Source organism: Micromonospora aridisoli, assembly GCF_056150025.1.
Window position 1 is genome coordinate 324,279 of record NZ_JAXCFK010000001.1, and the last position, 18,627, is coordinate 342,905.

Here is an 18,627-nt window from a genome sequence, read left to right on the forward strand (position 1 = left end):
GCAGCGCCCAGCCCCCGGCCGACCGCTCTGACGACATCTACGAGGACCAATGACTCCTGTCGTACTGATCGCCGAAGAACTCGCCCCCGCCGCCATCGAGGTGCTCGCCCACGACTTCGACGTCCGGCACGTGGACGGCACCGACCGCCCGGCCCTGCTCTCGGCGCTCTCCGAGGCCGACGCCGTCATCGTCCGCAGCGCCACCCAGATCGACGCCGAGGCGATCGCCGCCGCCCCCCGACTCAAGGTCGTGGCCCGGGCCGGTGTCGGTCTGGACAACGTCGAGGTCCCGGCCGCCACCGCGCGGGGCGTCATGGTCGTCAACGCACCCACCTCCAACATCGTCTCCGCCGCCGAGCAGGCCGTCGCGCTGCTGCTCGCGGTCGCCCGCAACACCGCCAGCGCCAGCGCCGCGCTCAAGGCGGGGGAGTGGAAGCGGTCGAAGTACACCGGCGTCGAGCTCCAGGGCAAGACCGTCGGCGTGGTCGGTCTCGGCCGCATCGGCGTGCTCTTCGCCTCCCGGATCGCCGCGTTCGGCACCCGCCTCATCGCGTACGACCCGTACATCCAGCCGGCCCGGGCCGCGCAGCTCGGCGTACGCCTGGTCGGTCTGGAGGAGTTGCTGCGCGAGAGCGACTTCATCTCGATCCACCTGCCGAAGACCCCCGAGACCGTGGGTCTGATCGGTGAGAAGGAGCTGTCCATCGTCAAGCCGGGCGTGCGGATCGTCAACGCCGCCCGGGGCGGGCTGATCGACGAGCAGGCCCTCGCCGACGCGCTCGCCGAGGGCCGGGTAGGCGGTGCCGGGGTGGACGTCTACGCCAAGGAGCCGTGCACCTCCTCGCCGCTGTTCGCCTTCGACAACGTGGTGGCCACCCCGCACCTGGGCGCCTCCACGGCCGAGGCGCAGGACAAGGCCGGCCTGGCGGTGGCCAAGAGCGTGAAGCTGGCCCTGCAGGGCGAGTTCGTGCCCGACGCGGTCAACGTGCAGGCCGGTGGCGTGGTCGCCGAGGACGTACGGCCGTTGCTGCCGCTGGCCGAGAAGCTCGGCCGCGCCTTCACCGCGGTGGCCGGCGGGGTCGCCGCCAGCGTCACCGTCGAGGTACGCGGTGAGATCGTCGGCCACGACGTCTCGGTGCTCAAGCTCGCCGCGACCAAGGGCCTGTTCAGCTCGGTGGTCGAGGAGCAGGTGACCTACGTGAACGCGCCGCACCTGGCCGCTCAGCGGGGTGTGGAGGTGTCGCTGACCACCCAGACCGAGACCGTGGACCACCCGGTGCTGGTGACCGTGCGTGGCGCGTTGCCCGACGGCCGTACGGTCAGTGTCTCCGGCACCGTCACCCAGGCCGGTACCCGCGACATCATCAAGCTGACCGAGGTCGACGGCTTCGACGTGGAGATCGGTGCCGAGGGCATCCTGCTCTTCCTCCGCTACGCCGACCGTCCGGGCGTGGTCGGCACCGTCGGCACCCTGCTCGGTCAGGCCGGCATCAACATCGCGGCCATGCAGGTGGCCCGCCGCGAGGCCGGCGGCGAGACGCTGATGACGCTCACCGTCGACCAGGCGCTCGGTGCCGACCTGCTCACCTCGGCCGCCGACTCGATCGGTGCCACCTCGGCCAGCGCCGCCGACCTGCGCGACGTGTAACCGGCCGCGCGACGTTCAGGCACGCCACGACGGGGCCCGGCCGATGGCCGGGCCCCTGGGGCCTGTGTCGAAGTCCTCGGCGCGACCGAGTACTTCGACACAGGCCCTGGTCGTCCGATCGCCGAGCACGCGGTGCGGCCGGACCTCCACGCCGGCGCGTGGTGCCGGCCTGTCGCCCGCTGCGTGGCGAGTCGGTCAGCCGGGCAGCCGAATGCCCGGCGGCGGATAGACCGAGCCGTCCTGGGCGTCGAAGAGCATCAGCCGGTGCTCGCCGGCGAGCCGCTCGATGTCGAGCAGCACCTGGTCCGGACAGGCCGGGTCCAGGTTCAGCTCGATGTGGTCGGCCGCCTTGTGCAGCGGCGCGACCGCCCAGGGAGTGTTCGGACCGGCCGGCTGATCGGGGTAGCTGACGGTGATCGCCCGGTAGAAGGCCACACACCGCGGGTCCGGTTGACGCTCGTGGTGCTGCCCGTTGCGGCACCGTTGTACCGCCGCTCGTACGTCCTCGGGCGTCGCCCCGTCCGCCAGGGCCCAGACGCTCAGATCGAAACTCACGGCGGACAGCGTGCCATCTGCGGTTCACCTTGTCGAAAACGACCCTGCGGCAGACCAGCCGTTGAGGTACCAGGATCGCTCAGATGCTCCCGTGTGGAACCCTTGCCGCGAAACACGTCAATTCGATAGCGTACGGGTGCGGTCACCTGCCGAGCACGTGGCGCCGGCCCGTCTTCGGGTGGCGAGGTCGACGTCCGGCCGACCGGCCCGCACCCCTCGATTGCGCGAGCCACGCGCACTCGTCGCCGACCGGCCTCCACGGTCGTTGCCGCGACCGTGGAGGCCGATCGCTGTGCCTGCCACGGATGCGGCCGCGCGGATCAGCGGGGGGCGGCGAAGAGCACCCGGTAGTCCGACCCGGTGCGGAACCAGCCCAGCCCGGCCGCTCCGGCGGCGTAGAGGGCGGTGGCGTAGGCGTCGGCGACCGCCAGGTCGGGCCCCACGACGGTCGCGGCGGCCAGTTGAGCGGCCGGCTCGCCGGTGTGCGGATCCACCACGTGTCCGTGCCGTCCGGTCACTCCGGAGGTGCCGACCGCGCCGGCCGTCATCTCCAGCAGCAGGGGTGCCCGGTCCCGGGCGGTCGGGTGGTGCACGGCCACCCGCCAGGGGCCGCCGTGCCCCGCGTGTCCGCGTACCACCAGGTCGGCACCGCTGAGCAGGGCGTAGTCGTGGATGCCGGCGTCCCGCAGCCGGGCCGCGGCCCGCTCGACCGCCCACCCGCCGAGCAGGCCACCCGGGTCGAAGCCGCCGGGCACGGCCCAGGCGTCGAACCAGCCGTCGGTGGCCGCGCGCATCGCGGCGCACCTGTCCACGAGGTCGGCCAGCGGAGGGTACGACTCGGGGCTGATCTCGCCCCGGCGCAGCCGGGACACCAGGCTTTCCGGACGGTTCGGGCCGTACGTGAGGTCGATCGCCCGCAACTCGGCCACGGCGTCCCGCAGCGCCTCGCCGGTGCCGCGCCGGCCCAACCATTCGGGGGCGTTCAGCAGCAGGGTGTACTCCCCGGTCGAGGTGCGTACGGTGTGCCGGACGGCGATCCGGTCACCGGCGACCAGGCCGGCACGGTCCGGCCGTCGCTCCCGGGTACCCAGTCGGAGGTCGGGCCGGCGGAACCGGAAGGCCGCGGGGTCCACCCAGCGGGTTCGTGGTTGCTCGTCGGTCCACATCGCATCCGCCCCCTTCACGACGCGCGCCGCCCCGTCGCGGTGCTCGCCCGGGCCCACGGCCCATCACGCTCACGCTAGGCAGCGGAGATGACCGCCCCATGAATGCCGCCTGGGAAGCTGCTGTGCGTTCCATGTCCCGAAAAGTGGAACACTCGTACCGGGGGGCGGGACGGCGGCGTACCGTCGAGCCATTCGAGCGAAGGAGCTGACGGACGTGGCACGGATCGCGGTGGTGGCCGGGGACGGGATCGGACCCGAGGTGGTCGCGGAGGCCCGCAAGGTCGTCGACGCGGTGCTTCCCGGCGTCGAGGTCACCGAGTACGACCTCGGTGCGGCACGGTACCACCGCACCGGCGAGGTCCTGCCCGACTCGGTGCTCAGCGAGCTGGCCGGGCACGAGGCGATCCTGCTCGGCGCGGTCGGCGACCCGACCGTGCCCCCCGGGGTGCTGGAGCGGGGCCTGCTGCTGAAGCTGCGCTTCGCCTTCGACCAGTACGTCAACCTGCGCCCCTCGCGGCTCTGGCCGGGAGTGGCCAGTCCGCTCGCCGCGGTCAAGCCCGGCGAGGTCGACCTGGTGGTCGTCCGGGAGGGCACCGAGGGCCTGTACGCGGGTGCCGGCGGCGCACTGCACCGGGGCACGCCGGCGGAGATCGCCACCGAGGAGAGCCTGAACACCCGGCACGGGGTGGAGCGGGTGATCAGGGACGCCTTCGCCCGCGCCGCCCGGCGCGAGCGGCGCAAGGTGACCCTGGTGCACAAGACCAACGTGCTCACCCACGCCGGGTCGCTCTGGTCGCGCACCTTCGAGGCGGTGGCCGCCGAGCACCCCGACGTCTCCACCGAGTACCAGCACGTCGACGCCGCCGCGATGTTCCTGGTCACCCAGCCGCAGCGGTACGACGTGGTGGTCACCGACAACCTCTTCGGCGACATCCTCACCGACATCGCCGCCGCGGTGACCGGCGGCATCGGGCTGGCCGCCAGCGGCAGCATCAACCCCGACGGGTCGTACCCGTCGATGTTCGAGCCGGTGCACGGCTCCGCGCCGGACATCGCCGGTCGCGGCGTGGCCGACCCGGTCGCCGCCGTACTCTCGGCGGCCCTGCTGCTCGACCAGCTCGGGCATGCCGACGCCGCCGCGCGGATCACCGCCGCGGTCAGCGCGGAGTTGGCCGGCCGCAGCCCCGAGACGGCGGTACGCACCGCCGAGGTGGGCGACCGGATCGCGGCGCAGGCCGCCGGCTGAACCGTTCGCGTCCCACCGGCCGACCCCGCTCCGCCGGTTCTCCGGGCCGGTGTGCCGTCGGCCGTTCACCGGTGGCGTGCCACCTGTGCACCGGTGGACCTATCCGCTGAACGACCGTTCGGGGTAGGTTTCTGGCACAAACATGTTTCCGGCGTGCGGTCGGCGCATGCCGTCGTCCCCCAGGGAGGTCAGCGCGATGAGCGGTGGTGACAAGATCGATTTCGAGATCCGTCCGAACCCCGCACCGGTATCCGCCACCGACCGGGCTGCCCTGCTGGTAAACCCCGGCTTCGGCCGGGTGTTCACCGACCACATGGTCACCATCCGCTACGCCGACGGCAAGGGTTGGTACGACGCCCGGGTCGAGGCGCGCGCGCCCATCCCCATGGATCCGGCCAGCGCGGTGCTGCACTATGCGCAGGAGATCTTCGAGGGCATGAAGGCCTACCGTGCGGCCGACGGCGGCGTGACGATGTTCCGTCCGTACGCCAACGCGGCCCGGTTCAACACCTCGGCCGCCCGGATGGCCATGCCGGCCCTTCCGGAGGAGACCTTCGTGGACTCCCTGCACCGGCTGATCGAGATCGACCGGGAATGGATCCCGGACGGTGCCGACGGCGGCAGCCTCTACCTGAGGCCGTTCATGTTCGCCAGCGAGGTCTTCCTCGGCGTCCGCCCGGCCAACGAGTACCTCTACTCGGTGATCGCCTCGCCCGTCGGCGCGTACTTCTCCGGCGGGGTCAAGCCGGTGACGGTGTGGGTCTCGCCCGACTACACCCGGGCCGCGCCCGGCGGCACCGGCGCGGCCAAGTGCGGCGGCAACTACGCCGCCTCGCTGGCCGCCCAGGCCGAGGCCCTTGAGCACGGCTGCGACCAGGTGGTCTTCCTGGATGCCGTGGAGCGGCGGTTCGTCGACGAGCTGGGCGGCATGAACGTCTTCTTCGTCTACGACGACGGCTCGATCGCCACTCCGCCGCTCACCGGCACCATCCTGCCCGGCATCACCCGCGAGTCGGTGCTCACCCTGGCCTCGGCGGCCGGACACCGGGTCGAGGAGCGGCCGGTGACCTTCGACGACTGGCGGACGGACGCCGCCAGCGGCCGGCTGCGCGAGGTCTTCGCCTGCGGCACCGCTGCGGTGATCACCCCGATCGGGCGGGTGCGTTTTCCCGACGGGGAGTTCGCCGTGGCGGGCGGGGAACCGGGCACGGTCACCATGGCGCTGCGGCAGCAGCTGGTGGATCTCCAGCGGGGCAACGCGGAGGACCCGCACAACTGGGTCCACCGCGTGCTCTGAAGTGCAAGGAAGGGCCCCTTCTTAACGCCTGGCGTATAGGAGGGGCCCCCTTTTAACGCACGCCCGCAGCGCTGCCGGCGGGGGCGGGCACGCCTAGTCGAGCAGGTGGGTACGCAGGGCGGTGAGCTGGTCGTCGGTGACGCCCGCGCTGCGCAGGTAGCCGTCGACGGAACCGTGAGCCGCCCGGATCTCGGCGAGGAAGAGCAGCATCGTCTCGGCGGGGGAGGAGAGGTACGGCGCCGGGATCTCGGCGAGATCCGGGAGGGTGGCGGCGATCCACGCCTGGTACCGCTGCGACGCCTCGGTGCTCAGCGCGTAGTCCGAAGCGATCTCGCCGTCGTCCACGCCGAGAACGGCGAGCGTCAGCCCGCAGACGATGCCGGTGCGGTCCTTGCCGGCGACGCAGTGCACCACGACCGGTGAGTTCGCCTCGTCGGCGATCAGACCGATCGCCTCCGCCAGCCCGGCGGTGCCGGTACGGGCGAGGTCGGCGTACCGGTCGGCGAGGTAGCGCGCGAGATCGTCGCCGGGCTGGTACGGCCGCTCCCTCCAGTCCGCGTGTTCGGGGTGGATGTGCCGGTAGGACAGCCCGTCGAAGTCGGGGACCCGGCCGTCGCGTTCGACCTCGGATGGGCGGCGGAGGTCGATGACCGTCCGCACGCCGAGTGCCGCGAAGGCCTCCCGGTCGTCGTCGCCGATGCGGTGCAGCGAGTCGGAGCGGTAGAGCCGGCCGGTGCGAACCGTGCGGCCGTCCTGGACGCGGTATCCGCCCACGTCCCGGAAGTTGAAGGTGGTGTTGAACGGGATCCTGCGGTTGACCTCGATGGAGTCCACCCTGACACGGTAAACGGCCGGTGGGTCGATGCCCACCGGCCGTTCACGCGGTCCTGTTCGGTTACCGGAGCCCGCCACCGGGCGGGGTGGCGGCGTACGTGTCGTTGTAGTAGCCGCCGAGCTTGTCCCGGTAGGCCGGGTCGGTGGCCGTCTCGTCGTACTCCGGTGCCGCCTTGATCTGGTCCTTGCTGCGGTCGACGTAGACCTTCTGCTCCTCGTGGTCGACGTGGTTCACCGTCCCGGCCGGGAGCATGACCTTCTTGCCGAAGATCCACGGCCCGGTGTCCACCACCAGGTAGCTGGCGTTGACCTCGGCGCTGTCACTGTCGATCTTGCCGATCGAGCCGTCGCTGGCCTCGACCTTGTAGCCGACCAGGTTGGCGCCGGCCACCCCGACCTCGTCCCGGTAGCTCCAGGGGTCGAAGGCACCGGCGGGGGTGCCGCCGGCGACAACGCTCTGGTCGACGGCGCGCAGCGCCGGGTCCGGCGTGGCGTGCGTGGTGTTCTCGTCGAACCTGTCCATGGGATCTCTCCTTCCCGACCCTGCCGAGTCGTCTCGGAGGAACGTGACTCGCTGTCCCGAAAACTCCTACCCCTTGCCTGACGCTCTACACCCATCCCGCCAGAACCACGAGTCACGGTGGTCGCCGGCCGTCCCGAGATGTGGATAGTGCCTCCCAAAAGTGGGCCGGAGGTGGCAGAGTACCGATCGTGACCAGCACCGCCCGCATTATTGGCAACTAGCGCGCCGGCCTCCCCTCCGCCGAGCGCGCAGACCTCCCGCAGCCGCGGGGGGTCTTTTTGTTGCGTCGGCCGGTGCCTGACGAAGGGATCCCCATGACGTTCCAGGTCTACGACACGACGCTGCGCGACGGCGCCCAGCGCGAGGGGCTCAGCTACTCGGTGGTCGACAAGCTCGCGGTGGCCCGGCTGCTCGACGAGTTCGGTGTCGGGTTCATCGAGGGCGGATGGCCGGGCGCGGTGCCGAAGGACACCGAATTCTTCCGCCGGGCGCGCACCGAACTCGACCTCCGGCACGCGGTGCTCGTCGCCTTCGGGGCCACCCGCCGGGCCGGCGCGGTCGCCGCCGACGACCCGCAGGTCCGCGGTCTGCTCGAGGCGCAGACCCCGGCGGTCGCCCTGGTCGCCAAGGCCGACCTGCGGCATGTCGAACGGGCGCTGCGCACCACCGCCAAGGAGAACCTGGCGATGATCCACGACACGGTGACCCACCTGGTCGCCGAGGGGCGTCGGGTCTTCGTCGACGGCGAGCACTTCTTCGACGGCTACCGGCACGACCCGGCGTACACGGCCTCGGTGGTGGAGACCGCGCTCGCCGCGGGCGCCGAGCGCTTCGTGCTCTGCGACACCAACGGCGGGATGCTCCCCTCCTGGGTGACCGCCGCCGTCGCCGACCTGACCGACCGGATCGGCGCCGCGCCCGAACTGCTCGGCATGCACGCCCAGAACGACACCGCGTGCGCGGTCGCCAACACGATCGCCGCCGTCGAGGCCGGTGTCCGCCACGTCCAGGGCACCGCCAACGGGTACGGCGAGCGACCGGGCAACGCCGACATCTTCGCCGTCGTGGCGAACCTCCAGCTCAAGCTCGGGATGCCCGTCCTACCGGAGGGCTGCCTGGAGCAGATGGTGCGGGTCTCCCACGCCATCGCCGAGATCGCCAACATCGCCCCCGACACCCACCAGGCATACGCCGGGGCCGCTGCCTTCGCTCACAAGGCGGGCATCCACGCGAGTGCGATCAAGGTGGATCCGCTGCTCTACAACCACGTGGAGCCCGAGGTGGTCGGCAACGACATGCGGATCCTGGTCACCGAGATGGCCGGCCGGGCCAGCATCGAGCTCAAGAGCCGCGAGCTGGGGCTGGATCTGGCCGGCCATCCGGAGACGCTGTCCCGGGTCACCAACCGGGTCAAGGAACTGGAGGCCGGCGGCTGGTCGTTCGAGGCCGCGGACGCCTCGTTCGAGCTGCTGGTCCGTTCCGAACTGCCGGACGCCGCGCCGGCGCGACCGTTCACCCTGGAGTCGTACCGGGTGCTGGTCGAGCACCGTGAGGACGGCTCGGTGGTCTCCGAGGCGACCGTGAAGATCCGGGTACGTGGCGAACGGTTGATCGCCACCGCGGAGGGCAACGGGCCGGTGAACGCGCTGGACGAGGCGCTTCGCGTCGGTCTCGGTCGGCACTATCCGGAGCTGCGTGACTTCGAGCTGGCCGACTACAAGGTGCGGATCCTGGAGGGCAGCCACGGCACCGGCGCGGTGACCCGGGTGCTGGTCGAAACGGCCGACGGCCGGGGCGGTGGCTGGACCACCGTCGGCGTGCACCCCAACGTGGTCGAGGCGAGCTGGCACGCGCTGGTCGACGCGCTCACCTACGGGCTGGACCGGGCCCGGGTGTAGCCGGCACTCCTATCGGCTCTCGGCGGCGGGCAGTCGCAACTCGGCCAGGACCATGCGGTGGTCGCTGCCGGGCAGCGGGTGCACGGTGACCTCCCGTACCGCGATGCGGCGGTCCACCAGCACGTGGTCGATCACCACGGGCGGGATCGGATCGCCGTCGTACGGCCCCCAGGTGCCGATGAGTCCGGCGCCGACCGAGGCGGCGGCGTCGACGTATCCGGTGTCGAGCAGGGTGCGCAACGGACCGTGATCCAGGGTGGCGTTGAAGTCCCCGGCGAGGATGCTCAGCGCCCCGTCGGGGGTGGCCGCCGGCTGGGCGGCCAGGTCGGCGCGCCAGGAGCCCACCTGGTCGATCGCATAGGGGGCCGCCGGGTGCGCGGACTCGACGCGTACCGGGGACGCGCCGGGCACCGCGACGGTCGCGTACGCCTGGGTGAATCCCCATCCGCCGCGTAGCTGGCGGATGCCGCCGTCGCTGATCGGATGGCGGGCGTACAGACCGGAGCCGGGGGTGCCCACGACCGGGTTGAGCTGCCGGTGTGGCAGCAGCCGGTCGAGGCCGGCGCGGTCCAGATCGGCCTGGGCGGTCGGGGTGAACTCCTGCACGACCAGCACGTCGACCTGCGCGGTGCGGACCAGGTCCACGAGTGTCCGCAGGTCAGCGGAGCCGGCGAGCAGGTTGGCCGTGAGCACCCGCACGGTCGGCCCGGCGGTACGCGGCTGCGGCGCGGGCAGCGCACGGGGCATCACCAGCGCGACCAGGCTCAGGGTGGTCAACGCCGCGACGACCGCCGGTCCACGGCGTCGCAGGGCGAGCACGAGCAGCAGCGGGGCCAGACTCCCGAGAGCCACGTACGGCGTGAACGCCAACGCCTGCACCAGCGGCCCCCGGTCCAGCCCGGTCGAACGTACCAGCGTCCACAACGCGGCCGGGGCGACGACCAGCCAGCAGAGCAGGCTGCTGCCCGAGGGCTGCCACGTCCGGCGAACGGCGGTGATCTCCACGGGAGGCAGGCTACTGAACGCCTGCCCGTCGGGGGCGGTGCGAACACGTCCACCGGGTGTTCATTCACCGAAATGGTGAGGAAGATTCGGCTGGGGTCGAGCCGTCGAATTCATTTCGCGAATTGTCATGGCTTCACATTTCACAATTGCTCGGTCGTCCCTCGGAAACTCGCCGACGGCATTTGCGCTATTGACCCACGGCATTTTCCGATGCTACGTTTCACCTGCTCAGAAGGCCGCGCCCGGCGGAATGTTCGCAGTTGAGGGCGCATGACAGGCGGCGAGCAGGACACGTCTGCGGGTGCGCTCCCGGACGGGGTACGCAGGCGGTGAGCGCTCATTGCCGCCCGACTCGGAATAGGCAAGAACCGCCCCGTGTGTCACGGGTCGGCCGCATCTCCACGCCCGGACAAGGGAGACCCGTCATGACCAGATTATTCCGACGTAAGACGGCCGCGGTGGCGATCGCGGCGCTGGCGCTGGCGTTGGCCGGCGGCGGGATCGCCGCCGCGAAGCCCACGGCAGAGTCCGCCCAGCCCGCTCGCGCGGCTCAGCAGCCAGCCGTCACCACGGCCTCGCTGAGCAGCGCGAAGGCCACCCTCGCCAAGGGTGACTCGATGAGCACCCAGGCCGTCACCGGCTTCTACGCCACGGTGGTCAACGCCAACGGCACCAAGGCGCGCGGTGCCGGCGTCGTCATCAAGTACGGCGTCGGTCAGTACGAGGTGCAGTTCGGCAGCAACGTCACCACCGGCGTCTACGTGGCGACGATCGGCCGGCCGGACTCGTGCTGCATCCCGCCGGGCGGTGAGGTTGCGGTCGCACCGCGGCTGGAGACGCCGAACGCGGTCTTCATCCAGACCCGCAACTCCGCCGGTGTCGCCGCCGACCTGCCGTTCCACCTCCTCGTGCACCGCTGAACCGTCCACTGTCACCGGCCTCCGTCGCTCGACGGAGGCCGGTGACAGTGTCGGTGGCGGCGGTGCGTGGCCGGCGCCCTCCTCGGCGCTGTCCGGTAACGACGCCGATCGCGTGGTCTGGGCGGGCGAGGGCCGGTAATTCCGACGTTTGTCCGCTGGTCGCCTCGGGAAGCAAGCACCGTGACGGACATCTCGGACACCATGGCCAGCCTGCCCAGCCCGGCCGATCCCGACGCGACCGCGGCTGAGCTGGACCAGACGCTCTTCGAGGTCAAACGCGTGATCGTCGGGCAGGATCGGCTCGTCGAACGTCTCCTCGTCGCACTGCTCGCCGACGGGCACTGCCTGCTGGAGGGCGTCCCCGGGGTGGCCAAGACCCTCGCCGCGCAGACCCTCGCCACGGTGGTCGGCGGCAGCTTCTCCCGCATCCAGTTCACCCCCGACCTCGTACCCTCCGACATCGTCGGTACCCGGATCTACCGTGCCTCGAAGGAGAGCTTCGACGTCGAGCTCGGCCCGGTGATGGCGAACCTCGTGCTGGCCGACGAGATCAACAGGGCGCCGGCAAAGGTGCAGTCAGCGCTGCTGGAGGCGATGGCCGAGCGTCAGGTGTCGATCGGCGGGCGCAGCCACCGGGTACCGGAGCCCTTCCTCGTGCTGGCCACCCAGAACCCCATCGAGTCCGAAGGGGTCTACCAGCTGCCGGAGGCGCAGCGGGACCGATTCCTCATGAAGATCCTTGTCGACTACCCGGACGGCGCCGACGAACTGGCGATTCTCTACCGGATGAGCGCCGACCGTCCCCGGGCGCACCGGGTGCTCGATCCGGAACGGCTGCGGGAGTTCCAGCGCCAGGCCCGGCAGGTCTTCGTCCACCACGCCATCGCCGAGTACGTGGTCCGGCTCATCCTCGCCACCCGCGACCCGGGCCGGTTCGGGTTGCCGGAGATGGGCGGACTGCTCGCCTACGGCGCCAGCCCGCGCGCCACCCTCGGCCTGGTCTCGGCCGCTCGCGCCCAGGCCCTGTTGCGAGGGCGGGAGTACGTCCTGCCCGACGACGTCCGGGAACTCGCCGTGGACGTACTGGCCCACCGGTTGGTGCTCTCGTTCGACGCGGTCGCCGACGGGGTGAGCGCCGAGTGGGTGGTACGCCGGCTGGTCGAGGTGGTTCCGCCGCCCCGGGTGGCGAGCGGAACGCCGGAGTACGCGACCGACCTGGCAGCCGCCTGATGGGCGGCCGGAGCGGCACGCCGCCCGTGGCGGCGGACCCGGTGCTGACCGACCTCACCCCCGACCAGCGGCTGCGACGGCTGGAACTCACGGTGACCCGGCGTCTCGACGGCCTGCTGCACGGCGAGCGTCGCGGCCTGCTGCCCGGACCCGGCAGCGAACCGGCGGGCAGCCGCGAGTACCGGCCGGGTGAGGACGAGGTGCGCCGGATGGACTGGTCCGTCACGGCTCGCACCACCGTGCCGCACGTGCGGGAGGTGGAGGCCGACCGGGAGTTGACCACCTGGCTGCTGGTCGACGCCAGCCCCAGCATGGAGTACGGGACCGCCGAGCTGGACAAGCGGGAACTGGCGGTGGCCGCGGTCGCCACCATCGGCTTCCTCACCGCCGGCGCGGGCAACCGGCTCGGCGCGCAGGTGCTGACGCCGTACGGGCTGCGCCGGGTACCCGCCCGTGGTGGGCGTACCCACCTGTTCGGGCTGCTCCGCGCGTTGCTGGCCGCGCCTCGGGCGGGCGATCACGACGGGGACCTCCCACCCCCGGGCCTGCCGGAGGCCGTCGGGCTGGCCGACGCGCTGGCCGAGGTGCGCCGGGTGGCCCACCGGCGTGGCCTGGTGGTGGTGGTCTCCGACTTCCTCGACGGCCTGCCTGACGACTCCCGGCGACCGGCGGACTGGGAGCGTCCGCTGCGTCGACTCTCCGTGCGCCATCAGGTGCTCGCGGTCGAGATCACCGACCCCCGCGAGCTGGAACTGCCGGACGTCGGCCTGATCACCCTGGCCGATCCGGAGACCGGCGAGCGCCGCGAGGTGTGGACCGGTGACCGGCACCTGCGCGAGCGCTACGCCGCTGCGGCCGCCGCGCAGCGTGCCCAGGTCCGGGAGGCCCTGCGCCGGGCCGGCGCGACCCACCTGGCGTTACGCACCGACCGGGACTGGACCGCCGACATCGTGCGGCACGTGCACGCCCAACGCCGGCTGGCCGCCGCTCCGGCCGGACCGCACCGGGGAGGTGCGGCGTGATCTGGCAGTCGCCCGTGCGGCTCTGGCTGTTGCTCGGCGTGGCGGCGTTGGCCGTGGCGTACCTGGTGGCGCAGCGGCGGCGCAGCCGGTACGCGGTCCGCTTCACCAACCTGCGGTTGCTCGACCGGGTGGCCCCCCGGCGCCCGACCTGGCGCCGGCACCTGCCGGCGGGCCTCTTCCTGGCGATGCTGGCCCTGCTCGTGGTCGGCTTCGCCCGGCCCACCGCCGAGGTCCGGGTGCCCCGGGAACGCGCCACCGTGATGGTGGCGGTGGACGTCTCCACCTCGATGCTCGCCGGCGACGTCGAGCCGGACCGGCTCAGCGCGGCCAAGAGCGCCGCCCGGCGGTTCACCGACGGTCTGCCCGGCGAGTTCAACGTGGGGCTGGTGGCGTTCGCCGGCAGCGCGGCGGTGCTGGTGCCGCCGAGCACCGACCGGGAGGCGTTGCACGACGGAATCGAGCGCCTCGCCGAGGGGGTGACGGGTGTGCAGGGCACCGCGATCGGCGAGGCGATCAGCACCTCGCTGGGCGCGGTGAAGGCGTTCGACGCCGAGGCCGCCACCGAGCCGCCACCGGCCCGGATCATCCTGCTCTCCGACGGGGCGAACACCTCGGGCATGGATCCGATGGAGGCCGCCGCCGAGGCGGTCGCCCTCGAGGTGCCGGTGCACACGATCTCGTTCGGTACGCCGGGTGGCTTCGTCGACCGTGGCGGCCGGCCGATCCAGGTGCCGGTGGACGGGGAGACGCTGCGGGCCGTCGCCGAGGAGACCGGTGGGGGCTTCCACGAGGCCGGCTCGAGCGCCGAGCTGCGGGCCGTCTACGACGACATCGGCAGCTCGGTGGGGTGGCGCAAGGTACGGCAGGACGTCTCGGCCCGGTTCATCGGGCTCGGCCTGGTGTTCGCGATGGGTGCGGCGTTCGGCTCGATGCGCTGGTTCTCCCGGCTGCCCTGATCCCGACGGCCCGATCCGCGGCCGTGCCCGGCCGCACACGTGAGGAGCGTACGTATGGCAGTGCAGACCGGACTGGGCGAGCCACGTGGACCCGGGTTCGTCTCGCCCGACCTGGACCCGCACGGACGGGTCGGACGGGAGACGGTGTCGGAGGCGCGGCATGGAGCGGCGTGGGGCTGGCAGCGTCGGCTGCTGGCCGGGCTGGCGGTCATCGCGATCTCCGCCGGCTCGGGCGCGGCAGCCGGTGGCTGGGTGGCCGGTCGTGACGGTGGCCCGGGTCCGGCCGCCGCGTCCGCGGCTCCCGTGCCGGCCGAGTTGGTGACGGCCGCCGAGAAGACCGTGCCAGGTGTGGTGTCGGTGCTGGTCGGCGGTGCCGGCGGGAACTCGGCGAGCGGTTCCGGCTTCGCGGTGGACTCCGAGCAGCACATCATCACGAACGACCACATCATCGCCAAGGGGCGCGGCGGCCCGGTGACCGTCGAGCTGCCGGACGGCCGGCGGTTCGCGGCGGAGGTGGTGGGCCGGGAGCCGGGCAGTGATCTCGCGGTGCTGAAGGTGCCGCCCTCGGCCGGCCTGGCGTCGCTGCCGCTGGCCAAGCCGGGCTCGACCCGGGTGGGCGAACCGGTACTGGCCGTCGGATCGCCGCTGGGGCTGCCGGGTACGGTCACCGCGGGCATCGTCAGCGCCCTCGACCGTCAGGTGCGCCTCGGTGACAACCGGCACCGGGCGGTGCAGACCGACGCCTCGATCAACCCCGGCAACTCCGGCGGTCCGCTGGTCAACGCGCGGGGTGAGGTGGTCGGAGTGAACACGGCCATCGCCACCATCGACGGCAACGGGTCGATCGGCATCGGCTTCGCCATCCCGATCGAGCAGGTGCAGCAGACCGCCGACACGATCATCGGCAAGGGCGGGTGAGTACGCAGAGTAGCTGTCCGATTACGGGGCGATCGGGGCAACTGTCGGATTCCGGCGCTCGATGATCGGAGAATGGAAATATTACGCTCAGTATGGATACTGGCGTGGGTGGAGCGTCCTCTCATCGCGGTCCTCCTGCTGGTGGGCCTCATCATCGGAAGTGGCGTCGGGTCGTCGTACGCGCGCGCCCGGCGGGGCTGGAACGACTACCAGGCGGCGAAGAAGACCGTGCCCGGAGCGCGCCGCGCCGCCTGGATGCTGATCAAGGTGGTCACCACGAAGGTCGGCGTCATCGCCCTGCTCCTGATCGGTGCGGTCGCGTACGCCGCCGCCGGTGGCGGCGACGAGCCGACCCCCGCGGCGCCGACGCCGAGCAGCACCGTGGAGGAACGTCCCGCCCGCTGACGCCCGGTGCCGCTGGCGGTAGGTGCGCTCGCGGTATTGGCGCGGACGGCCTCCGGACAGCGCACTAGCCTTAGGGCGTGGAGGACGGGCTGCGGGTGACCGACCGGTGGGTGATTGCCGCCGCCGAGCTGCGGGAGCGGTTCTCCCGGTCGTCCGGGCCGGGCGGGCAGGGGGTCAACACCGCCGACTCCCGGGTCGAGCTGAGCTTCGACCTGGCCGGATCGCCGAGCATCCCCGAGTCGCTGCGCGCGCGGGCGCTGGACCGGCTGGCCGGACGGCTGGTCGACGGCGTGTTGACCATCGCCGCCAGCGAACACCGGGCGCAGCTGGCCAACCGTGAGGCGGCCCGGGAGCGGCTGGTGTCGCTGCTGCGTGAGGCGGTCGCACCGCCACCGCCGCCGCGCCGTCCGACCCGCCCGTCCCGGGCCGCCAAGGAGCGGCGGCTGGCCGAGAAGAAACGCCGCGGACAACGCAAGCGCGACCGCCGGGTCGGCGACGAATAGTCGGCCGCCGGGTCGACGCCGAGTAGTCGGTGATCGTCCGTCGACCGATCGGTCGCCCCGGACGCCTGCATCACCCGCCAGGGTCGAACGACTACCCAGGGTGAGATGGGCGAACCTTCCGTCGCGATCAGGCCCGTTCGAGCAGCGCCGCGCAGATCCCGACCAGCCGGGCGCGCAGCTCGCCGGCCCGCTGGGCGAACTCGCGTTGCCGCGTCACGTACTCGGCCTTGCCCTCGGGGGTCTCGATCGCCACCGCCGGATGCCCGTACGAGGAGAAGTCGTACGGGGACGCCTGCATGTCGAGCAGCCGGATGTCGCCGGCCAACTCGAAACAGTCGAGCGCCAGGTCGCCGGGGACGGCGGGACCCAGCTTGGTGGCCCACTTGTGGCAGTCCATCGAGGCGTGCAGACAGCCCGGCTGGTCGAGGTCCACCTGGCTGGCCCGCGTCGGCCGGACGCGGTTGAGGCCGACCGCGTCCGGGGTGAAGAACCGGTAAGCGTCAAAGTGCGTGCAGCGGATCTGGTGCGACTCGACCACCGCGTCGGTGCCCCGCTGCCCCAACCGGAGGGGAAGCGGATGCCGGTGCTCCCGCTGGCGGTACACCATCGCCCACTCGTGCAGGCCGAAGCAGCCGGTGAAGGCCGGACGGGACGCGATCGCGGTCAACAGCCGGTGGACGAACCGCACCGACTCGCCCCGGTCGGCGAGGAACGCCTCGACGTCGAGACGTACCGCCCCGTCCGCGTCCGTCGCGTACCAGCGCCACCGGTGGTGCGGGGCCGGACCGTCCGCGCCGGGGGCCAGGCGGACACCGGCGCCGGGATGCCAGCGTCGTAGCACCGAGGGGCGGGTGCCGTAGTAGTCGTACAGGAAATCGTCGATGGCGTGACGTTCCCCGGTGACCCGGCGGGCCCGGTGACCGGCGGTGAGCGCGTCGGCCCGCCGTTCGTGGTCCACCAGCCGTGACCGCCAGACGGCCGCGGGAAGATCGGTCACCGGCTCCGGCCGCGGGGCAGCGGTCTCACCGAGCCCGCCGGAGGCGGCGACGGTGGCGGGGGCGGGGACAGCGGTCACGGCCCAAGGGTACGGCCGCGCTCCGCCGCCGGTCAGGGCACGTCGACCCGCACCCCGGCGGAGAAGACGCCGCTGCGCAGCTCCAGCCGTTGCGGCGCCTCACGCCCGTTGATCGTGAAGACCAACGGCAGCACCATGCGGCTGCCGGCCGCCATCGGTTCGGCGAACACGTCCCGTCCCTGGTTCGCCTGTCGGGTGGCCTGCTCGTCGGTGGTGACCCAGTTGCCGTTGGCCAGGTACGCCCGCTGCAACTTGCCGTGCCAGCTGTGGTGCTCCGGGGTGAGGTTGCGGACCCCGACCGTCGCCTGGCACTGCCGTGCGCCCCCTCCCGGTTCGCAGGTCATCCGGTAGACGGTGAACTCGAACGCGTCCTCGCGCAGTGGCATGCCCAGCGCGCCGGTGACCCTGGTGCCCTTCCAGGCGCCGGTGGTCGGCTGGCTGTCCGTGTCGATCGCGACGACCCGGCGGGTCGCGGACCAGGCGGCGGCACCCACCGTGCCGGCCAGCACGATGGCGGCCACCGGCACCACCGCCCAGACCGGTGGCCTGCGGCGCCGGGTCGACGGCCGGGGAGCGGCCGGGCGGGGATAGACCGTGCCCGGCCCGTCCGAGGCCAGAGCTGCCGCCACCGGCCGGCGGCGGCGTCGCCAGGCGAGCAGTCCCACCACAGCGAGCCCCAGCAGCACGGCCGCGCCGGCCAGCAGCGCGGGTGCCTGGCGACGCCAACCCGTGGGCTCCTGCGACTGCGCCGCCGCCATCCCCGGCCCCGTCCAGGTGGCGCTGGCACAGTCGTACGGCTGCCGGCCGTCGCTGGCGAAGGCGCAAGCCGGCGCGGTCACCGGCTGCCGGGCGGCAGCGGGAGTGAGAGTGGTGCCCAGTGTGGTGGTGCTGCCCGGCGGCAGCCTCAGCCGCCAGGTCACCTCGGCGGCGGCCGACCCGTCGGCGCGTACCAGTCGACCCCCGTCGCTGATCGCGGTCGCCGAGACGCCCTGGGGCAGCTCCTGACGGACGGTGGTGTCCACCGGGCGGCTGCCGGCGTTGCGGACCTCGATGCGGTACCCGGGCGCGGCGCTCTGCTCCGGCGCGACCCGTACGCTCACCTTCGGCTTGGCGGCCGGCGAGGCCACCCGGGTCGGCGTGGGTACCGCCGGTGGTGCCGCCGGCATGCTGGGGTCGGGCGTGGCCGCCGCCGCGTGGTTCCGCCCGGCAGTCGGGGCGTCCGGGGCGGTGGCCGCCGGCAGCACCGGCAGGGCGGTCAGCAGACCGACGCAGTGCACGATCGCCGCGAGGGCCTTGTGGTGTCGTGTCGATGCAGGCATACGAACGAACCTCCGCAGCCGACGCTAGGTGCGGGCGCACGTCGTGCGGGTACGAAGCGGTGAATCCGGCTCCGGCGGCGACCGGCGCGGGTAAGCTGCGACGACCG

The 18,627-nt window shown here is 72.5% G+C and carries 18 protein-coding genes; 11 read left to right on the plus strand and 7 right to left on the minus strand.

Going from position 1 to position 18,627, the window contains the following annotated elements; genetic code table 11:
- Positions 1 to 49: 49 nt before the first annotated feature.
- A complete protein-coding gene (gene serA / locus SM447_RS01430) occupies positions 50 to 1,648 on the plus strand; it encodes a phosphoglycerate dehydrogenase (RefSeq protein ID WP_474570882.1) in 1,599 nt (532 codons plus the stop codon).
- A gap of 195 nt (positions 1,649 to 1,843) precedes the next feature.
- On the opposite strand, the gene SM447_RS01435 is transcribed toward serA, so the two are convergent.
- Positions 1,844 to 2,203, minus strand: a complete 360-nt coding sequence (locus SM447_RS01435) for a hypothetical protein (RefSeq protein WP_474570883.1) — start codon at positions 2,201 to 2,203, stop codon at positions 1,844 to 1,846.
- A gap of 320 nt (positions 2,204 to 2,523) precedes the next feature.
- Positions 2,524 to 3,369 (minus strand): FAD:protein FMN transferase, encoded by an 846-nt coding sequence (locus SM447_RS01440; RefSeq protein ID WP_474571227.1) that lies wholly within the window; start codon positions 3,367 to 3,369, stop codon positions 2,524 to 2,526.
- 214 nt (positions 3,370 to 3,583) lie between these two features.
- On the opposite strand from SM447_RS01440, the gene SM447_RS01445 reads away from it, so the two are divergent.
- Positions 3,584 to 4,615 (plus strand): 3-isopropylmalate dehydrogenase, encoded by a 1,032-nt coding sequence (locus SM447_RS01445; RefSeq protein WP_474570884.1) that lies wholly within the window; start codon positions 3,584 to 3,586, stop codon positions 4,613 to 4,615.
- A gap of 196 nt (positions 4,616 to 4,811) precedes the next feature.
- Positions 4,812 to 5,912, plus strand: a complete 1,101-nt coding sequence (locus SM447_RS01450) for a branched-chain amino acid aminotransferase (RefSeq protein WP_474570885.1) — start codon at positions 4,812 to 4,814, stop codon at positions 5,910 to 5,912.
- Positions 5,913 to 6,005: 93 nt separating this feature from the next.
- Here SM447_RS01450 and SM447_RS01455 read toward each other — a convergent pair whose 3' ends face one another.
- Together SM447_RS01455 and SM447_RS01460 are read right to left on the minus strand one after the other, a co-directional pair.
- Positions 6,006 to 6,776, minus strand: a complete 771-nt coding sequence (locus tag SM447_RS01455) for a tyrosine-protein phosphatase (RefSeq protein WP_474571228.1) — start codon at positions 6,774 to 6,776, stop codon at positions 6,006 to 6,008.
- A 31-nt stretch (positions 6,777 to 6,807) separates the two neighbouring features.
- The gene (locus tag SM447_RS01460) at positions 6,808 to 7,269 is read right to left on the minus strand and encodes a PRC-barrel domain-containing protein (RefSeq protein ID WP_474570886.1); all 462 of its coding nucleotides are present in this window, start codon (positions 7,267 to 7,269) and stop codon (positions 6,808 to 6,810) included.
- Between the two features lie 314 nt (positions 7,270 to 7,583).
- On the opposite strand from SM447_RS01460, the gene cimA reads away from it, so the two are divergent.
- Positions 7,584 to 9,167 carry a citramalate synthase gene (gene cimA, locus SM447_RS01465; protein ID WP_474570887.1) on the plus strand — a complete coding sequence of 528 codons (1,584 nt, stop codon included), beginning with the start codon at positions 7,584 to 7,586 and terminating at the stop codon, positions 9,165 to 9,167.
- 9 nt (positions 9,168 to 9,176) lie between these two features.
- On the opposite strand, the gene SM447_RS01470 is transcribed toward cimA, so the two are convergent.
- Positions 9,177 to 10,124 (minus strand): endonuclease/exonuclease/phosphatase family protein, encoded by a 948-nt coding sequence (locus SM447_RS01470; RefSeq protein ID WP_474571229.1) that lies wholly within the window; start codon positions 10,122 to 10,124, stop codon positions 9,177 to 9,179.
- 473 nt (positions 10,125 to 10,597) lie between these two features.
- On the opposite strand from SM447_RS01470, the gene SM447_RS01475 reads away from it, so the two are divergent.
- From SM447_RS01475 to arfB, 7 genes are all read left to right on the plus strand, one after another.
- On the plus strand, positions 10,598 to 11,092 hold the full coding sequence (locus tag SM447_RS01475) for a hypothetical protein (protein WP_474570888.1): 495 nt from the start codon (positions 10,598 to 10,600) through the stop codon (positions 11,090 to 11,092).
- A gap of 180 nt (positions 11,093 to 11,272) precedes the next feature.
- Positions 11,273 to 12,322, plus strand: a complete 1,050-nt coding sequence (locus SM447_RS01480) for an AAA family ATPase (RefSeq protein ID WP_474570889.1) — start codon at positions 11,273 to 11,275, stop codon at positions 12,320 to 12,322.
- Positions 12,323 to 12,348: 26 nt separating this feature from the next.
- A complete protein-coding gene (locus SM447_RS01485) occupies positions 12,349 to 13,344 on the plus strand; it encodes a DUF58 domain-containing protein (RefSeq protein WP_474571230.1) in 996 nt (331 codons plus the stop codon).
- Positions 13,341 to 14,300 carry a VWA domain-containing protein gene (locus SM447_RS01490; protein ID WP_474570890.1) on the plus strand — a complete coding sequence of 320 codons (960 nt, stop codon included), beginning with the start codon at positions 13,341 to 13,343 and terminating at the stop codon, positions 14,298 to 14,300. The genes SM447_RS01485 and SM447_RS01490 overlap by 4 nt, the downstream gene beginning before the upstream one ends.
- 54 nt (positions 14,301 to 14,354) lie before the next feature.
- Positions 14,355 to 15,218 (plus strand): S1C family serine protease, encoded by an 864-nt coding sequence (locus SM447_RS01495; RefSeq protein WP_474570891.1) that lies wholly within the window; start codon positions 14,355 to 14,357, stop codon positions 15,216 to 15,218.
- Positions 15,219 to 15,326: 108 nt separating this feature from the next.
- Positions 15,327 to 15,623 carry a hypothetical protein gene (locus tag SM447_RS01500; protein ID WP_474570892.1) on the plus strand — a complete coding sequence of 99 codons (297 nt, stop codon included), beginning with the start codon at positions 15,327 to 15,329 and terminating at the stop codon, positions 15,621 to 15,623.
- Positions 15,624 to 15,700: 77 nt separating this feature from the next.
- A complete protein-coding gene (gene arfB, locus SM447_RS01505; protein ID WP_474570893.1) occupies positions 15,701 to 16,126 on the plus strand; it encodes an alternative ribosome rescue aminoacyl-tRNA hydrolase ArfB in 426 nt (141 codons plus the stop codon).
- Positions 16,127 to 16,253: 127 nt separating this feature from the next.
- On the opposite strand, the gene SM447_RS01510 is transcribed toward arfB, so the two are convergent.
- On the minus strand, positions 16,254 to 17,201 hold the full coding sequence (locus SM447_RS01510; RefSeq protein WP_474570894.1) for a 3-methyladenine DNA glycosylase: 948 nt from the start codon (positions 17,199 to 17,201) through the stop codon (positions 16,254 to 16,256).
- Between the two features lie 32 nt (positions 17,202 to 17,233).
- Positions 17,234 to 18,520, minus strand: coding sequence for a hypothetical protein (locus SM447_RS01515; protein WP_474570895.1), 1,287 nt, complete (start codon positions 18,518 to 18,520; stop codon positions 17,234 to 17,236).
- Between the last annotated feature and the right edge of the window lie 107 nt (positions 18,521 to 18,627).